Source organism: Bacillus cereus group sp. RP37 (assembly GCF_040459695.1).
Lineage (GTDB): Bacteria > Bacillota > Bacilli > Bacillales > Bacillaceae_G > Bacillus_A.
This window is the reverse complement of the sequence record NZ_JARVHP010000001.1, coordinates 5,380,001-5,385,840: the sequence shown is the minus strand read 5'-3', so window position 1 is coordinate 5,385,840 and position 5,840 is coordinate 5,380,001. Positions and strand designations below refer to the sequence as shown.

The following is a 5,840-nucleotide window of genomic DNA, read 5'->3' as shown; positions in this document are numbered from 1 at the left end:
GATTCTGCTGAATATCCATTGTTACCACAAATTGAAGAACATCATGTTTTTAAGATTCCAACAGATTTACTAAAACATATGATCAGACAAACTGTATTCGCAGTTTCCACTTCTGAAACAAGACCGATCTTGACAGGTGTAAACTGGAAGGTATATAACAGCGAATTAACTTGCATTGCTACAGATAGTCACAGGTTGGCTCTTCGAAAAGCAAAAATCGAAGGATATAACATTGCAGATGAATTCCAAGCAAATGTTGTTATCCCTGGTAAAAGCTTAAATGAATTAAGCAAAATTCTAGATGAGTCTGAAGAAATGGTAGATATCGTTATTACGGAGTATCAAGTATTATTCCGTACAAAACATTTATTATTCTTCTCAAGATTATTAGAAGGGAATTATCCTGATACAACTCGTTTAATTCCAGCCGAGAGTAAAACAGATATTTTTGTAAATACAAAAGAATTTTTACAAGCAATTGATCGTGCATCTCTATTAGCAAGAGATGGTCGTAATAATGTTGTAAAATTATCAACTTTAGAACAGGAAATGCTGGAAATTTCTTCGAATTCACCAGAAATCGGGAAAGTAGTAGAAGAAGTTCAATGTGAAAAAGTAGATGGGGAAGAGTTAAAAATATCTTTTAGTGCAAAATATATGATGGATGCACTAAAAGCCTTAGATAGTACTGAAATTAAAATTAGCTTTACTGGCGCAATGAGACCATTCTTAATTCGTACAGTAAATGATGAGTCCATTATTCAATTAATTTTACCTGTTCGTACTTACTAAGTAAGAAGTAAGGGTTGCTAGTTTTCAGATGCTAGTGGCCCTTATTTGATTTTTGGGTATTACTTTCCTAATGTTAGTTTATTTAGTACAATGAAAGAATGAACACTTTCAGAAAGTGAGCGATTTTATGAAACGTATTAAAATTTCAACAGAGTATATTACACTAGGACAATTTTTAAAGTTAGCCGATGTAATTGATACAGGTGGCGCTGTAAAATGGTTTTTACAAGAATATGAAGTGTACGTGAATCAAGAACTTGAAAATAGAAGAGGTCGCAAACTATATGCGAACGATATTATTGAAATTCCAGGAAGCGGAAGTTTCCAAGTTCAGGCATAAAGGGGGAGCCCTTTGTTTATTTCAGAAATACAATTAAAAAACTATCGCAATTATGAAAAGTTAGAGCTTTCCTTTGAAGATAAAGTAAATGTAATTATCGGTGAAAACGCGCAAGGGAAAACGAATTTGATGGAAGCTATTTATGTTTTAGCGATGGCGAAATCTCATAGAACCTCTAATGATCGCGAGCTTATCCGCTGGGATGAAGATTTCGGTCAAATTAAAGGGAAATTACAAAAGAGAAATAGTTCTTTGTCTTTGGAATTAAATATTTCGAAAAAAGGTAAAAAGGCAAAATTAAATCAACTTGAACAACAAAAATTGAGTCAATATATTGGCATGATGAATGTTGTCATGTTTGCCCCAGAAGATTTAAATCTTGTAAAAGGAAGCCCTCAAGTAAGAAGACGCTTTTTAGATATGGAATTAGGCCAAATAGCTCCAGTCTATTTGTATGAATTGAGTCAATATCAAAAGGTGCTCACGCAACGAAATCACTTGCTGAAAAAAATGCAAGGGAATAGTAAGAATGAGGAAACGATGTTGGATGTATTTACACTTCAACTTATTGAGCATGGTACAAAAATATTGCAAAAACGGTTTGAATTTTTGCATTTACTACAAGAATGGGCAGCTCCAATTCATCGCGGTATAAGCCGTGGATTAGAAGAATTAGAAATTGTCTATAAACCAAGCGTAGATGTATCAGAATCAATGGATTTGTCGAAAATAAAAGAAGTATACTATGAAAATTTTCAATCTGTGAAACAACGTGAGATTTTCCGTGGTACGACTTTAATTGGTCCTCATCGTGATGATTTACAATTCTTCGTTAATAGTAAAAATGTTCAAGTCTTTGGTTCGCAAGGACAACAACGAACGACCGCACTGTCCCTAAAATTAGCTGAAATTGAATTGATTTACTCAGAAGTTAAGGAATATCCGATTCTTTTATTGGATGATGTATTATCAGAATTAGATGATTATCGTCAATCGCATCTGTTAAATACAATTCAAGGAAAAGTGCAAACATTTGTGACAACGACGAGTGTCGACGGAATTGAACACGAAACATTAAAAGAAGCGAAAACAATTCATGTAACGAACGGCACGGTAGATTGTGAAATAGATAGGGCGTAATCCCTGTTTAAATGGAAAAGTAGGTGATCTTTGTGTCAATGGAACAAAAACAAATGGAAGAAAATTCGTATGATGAAAGTCAGATACAGGTACTTGAAGGACTAGAAGCAGTTCGAAAACGCCCTGGGATGTATATTGGATCTACAAGTGGAAAAGGACTTCACCATCTTGTGTGGGAAATTGTCGATAATAGTATTGATGAAGCACTTGCAGGGTATTGTGATGAAATTAACGTTAGTATCGAAGAAGATAATAGTATTCTTGTAACGGATAATGGACGTGGTATTCCAGTTGGTATACAAGAAAAAATGGGACGTCCTGCAGTAGAAGTTATCATGACTGTCCTTCACGCCGGAGGTAAATTTGGCGGTGGTGGTTACAAGGTTTCTGGTGGTTTGCATGGTGTTGGTGCATCTGTTGTAAATGCCTTATCAACAGAACTAGAAGTATTTGTACATCGTGATGGAAAAATCCATTATCAAAAGTATGAAAGAGGTATTCCAGCTGCAGATTTAAAAGTCATCGGTGATACAGATAAAACTGGAACAATAACTCGCTTTAAGCCGGACCCAGAGATTTTTAAAGAAACGACAGAATATGAATTTGATACGTTAGCGACTCGTATGCGTGAGCTGGCATTTTTAAATCGTAATATTAAATTAACAATTGAAGATAAGCGTGAACATAAGCAAAAGAAAGAGTTTCACTATGAAGGTGGAATTAAATCATATGTTGAACATTTAAATCGTTCAAAACAGCCAATTCATGAAGAACCTGTATATGTAGAAGGGTCAAAAGACGGTATTCAGGTTGAAGTTGCGCTTCAATATAACGAAGGATATACAAATCATATTTACTCATTTACGAATAATATTCATACGTATGAAGGTGGTACACATGAGGTAGGATTTAAAACAGCCTTAACTCGCGTGATCAACGATTATGGTCGTAAAAATAATATTTTAAAAGATGCGGATAGTAATTTAACTGGTGAAGATGTTCGTGAAGGTTTAACGGCAATTGTGTCAATTAAACATCCGAATCCACAATTCGAAGGACAAACGAAGACGAAACTTGGAAATAGCGAAGCAAGAACAATTACAGAGTCAGTATTCTCAGAGGCATTTGAAAAGTTCTTACTGGAAAATCCCAATGTTGCACGTAAAATTATAGATAAAGGTACGATGGCAGCGCGTGCGCGTGTAGCAGCTAAAAAGGCTCGTGAGTTAACTCGCCGAAAGAGTGCTTTAGAAGTTTCAAGTTTACCAGGGAAATTGGCAGACTGTTCTTCTAAAGATCCAGCAATTAGTGAAATTTATATCGTAGAGGGTGACTCTGCGGGTGGATCTGCAAAACAAGGGCGCGATCGTCATTTCCAAGCGATTTTACCGCTGAAGGGTAAAATTATTAATGTTGAAAAGGCACGCTTAGATAAGATTTTATCAAATGATGAAGTTCGTACAATTATTACAGCGATCGGTACAAATATCGGCGGAGACTTCGATATTGAAAAAGCACGTTATCATAAAGTTATTATTATGACCGATGCCGATGTTGATGGTGCACATATTCGTACCCTATTATTAACGTTCTTCTATCGTTATATGCGTCAAATAATTGAGTGCGGTTATATATATATCGCACAGCCACCTTTGTTTAAAGTACAACAAGGTAAGAAAATTCAATATGCTTATAATGATAAAGAACTTGAAAAAATCTTAGCGGAATTACCAGCACAACCTAAGCCAGGGATTCAGCGTTATAAAGGTCTAGGGGAAATGAATCCAACTCAGTTATGGGAGACAACAATGGACCCAGAAGTACGTTCATTACTTCAAGTTTCTCTTCAAGATGCAATTGAAGCGGATGAAACATTTGAAATTTTAATGGGAGATAAAGTAGAGCCACGTCGTAACTTTATCCAAGAAAATGCAAAATACGTGAAAAACCTTGATATTTAAATGAGTAATGACAGGAATCTAAGTATTCCTGTCTTCTACATATAAATCAATGTATGTGTAACGGAAATGTAAGAGGAGGTGCTCGTTGATGTCAGACAATCAACAACAAGCACGAATTCGAGAAATTAATATTAGTCATGAAATGCGTACCTCATTTTTAGATTACGCAATGAGTGTTATCGTATCTCGTGCATTACCAGATGTTCGTGATGGATTAAAACCTGTGCATCGTAGGGTTTTATATGCGATGAATGATTTAGGAATTACAGCTGATAAAGCGTATAAGAAATCAGCACGTATTGTCGGTGAAGTAATCGGTAAGTATCACCCTCACGGTGATTCAGCTGTTTATGAGACGATGGTACGTATGGCGCAAGATTTTAGCCAACGTTATATGCTTGTTGATGGGCATGGTAACTTCGGTTCTGTTGATGGTGATTCAGCAGCAGCAATGCGTTATACAGAAGCAAGAATGTCTAAGATTTCTATGGAATTAATACGTGATATTTCAAAAAATACGATTGATTATCAAGATAACTATGATGGTTCTGAAAGAGAGCCAATTGTATTGCCAGCGCGTTTCCCTAATTTATTAGTGAATGGTACGACGGGTATTGCGGTTGGTATGGCAACAAATATTCCACCGCATCAACTCGGTGAAGTAATTGATGGTGTATTGGCACTAAGCCATAACCCCGATATTACGATTGCTGAATTAATGGAGTTTATTCCAGGACCAGATTTTCCAACAGCAGGTTTAATTTTGGGACGAAGTGGGATTCGAAGAGCATATGAAACAGGTAGAGGCTCTATTATGCTTCGAGCTAAAGTTGAAATTGAAGAGAAGTCAAATGGTAAACAATCTATTCTCGTAACTGAACTACCTTATCAAGTGAATAAGGCGCGATTAATTGAAAAAATTGCAGAATTAGTTCGTGATAAGAAAATCGAAGGTATTACGGATTTACGTGATGAGTCAGATCGAAACGGTATGCGTATTGTTATGGAAGTACGCCGTGATGCCAATGCCAATGTACTATTAAATAATCTATATAAACATACAGCACTTCAAACAAGTTTCGGTATTAATATGTTGTCTCTTGTAAATGGAGAGCCACAAGTGTTGAATTTAAAACAAAATTTATATCATTACTTGGAGCATCAGAAGGTAGTAATTCGTCGACGTACTGCTTATGAATTAGAAAAAGCAGAGGCGCGTGCTCATATTTTAGAAGGATTACGAATTGCTCTAGATCATCTTGATGAAGTTATTACGTTAATTCGTAGTTCGAAAACAGCAGATATTGCAAAGCAAGGCTTAATGGAACGTTTCGGTTTAAGTGAGAAACAAGCACAAGCAATTTTAGATATGCGTCTGCAACGTTTAACAGGATTAGAACGTGAAAAAATTGAGCAAGAATATCAAGACTTAATGAAGTTAATCGCTGAATTAAAAGCAATCTTAGCAGATGAAGAGAAAGTTCTTGAGATTATTCGTGAAGAACTAACGGAAGTTAAAGAGCGCTTCAATGATAAGAGACGAACGGAAATTACAATTGGTGGCATGGAATTTATTGAAGATGAAGATTTGATTCCAGAGCAAAACA

Annotated in this window: 5 protein-coding genes (1 of these 5 cut by a window edge); all 5 read left to right on the top strand. The window is 35.8% G+C overall.

Features of this window, described 5'->3' with window-relative positions:
- The coding region (gene dnaN, locus QCI44_RS28340; protein WP_353811517.1) for a DNA polymerase III subunit beta at nucleotides 1-792 on the top strand (792 nt) is incomplete at its 5' end.
- A 127-nt stretch (nucleotides 793-919) separates the two neighbouring features.
- Complete coding sequence (yaaA, locus tag QCI44_RS28335) at nucleotides 920-1,132, top strand: S4 domain-containing protein YaaA (RefSeq protein WP_000821366.1); 213 nt, start codon at nucleotides 920-922, stop codon at nucleotides 1,130-1,132.
- 12 nt (nucleotides 1,133-1,144) lie between these two features.
- Complete coding sequence (gene recF, locus QCI44_RS28330; protein WP_016085335.1) at nucleotides 1,145-2,272, top strand: DNA replication/repair protein RecF; 1,128 nt, start codon at nucleotides 1,145-1,147, stop codon at nucleotides 2,270-2,272.
- A gap of 38 nt (nucleotides 2,273-2,310) precedes the next feature.
- Nucleotides 2,311-4,233, top strand: a complete 1,923-nt coding sequence (gene gyrB, locus QCI44_RS28325; protein ID WP_033659981.1) for a DNA topoisomerase (ATP-hydrolyzing) subunit B — start codon at nucleotides 2,311-2,313, stop codon at nucleotides 4,231-4,233.
- Nucleotides 4,234-4,321: 88 nt separating this feature from the next.
- Nucleotides 4,322-5,840, top strand: the 5' portion of a protein-coding gene (gene gyrA, locus QCI44_RS28320; RefSeq protein ID WP_016085333.1) for a DNA gyrase subunit A. It continues 953 nt past the right edge of the window; the window shows 1,519 of its 2,472 coding nt (coding positions 1-1,519); its start codon is at nucleotides 4,322-4,324; the stop codon falls past the right edge of the window.

Excerpts from the sequence above, each read along its gene's own strand:
- gyrB (WP_033659981.1), top strand. The coding sequence starts at position 2,311 with ATGGAACAAAAACAAATGGAAGAAAATTCGTATGATGAAAGTCAGATA.
- yaaA (WP_000821366.1), top strand. The coding sequence starts at position 920 with ATGAAACGTATTAAAATTTCAACAGAGTATATTACACTAGGACAATTT.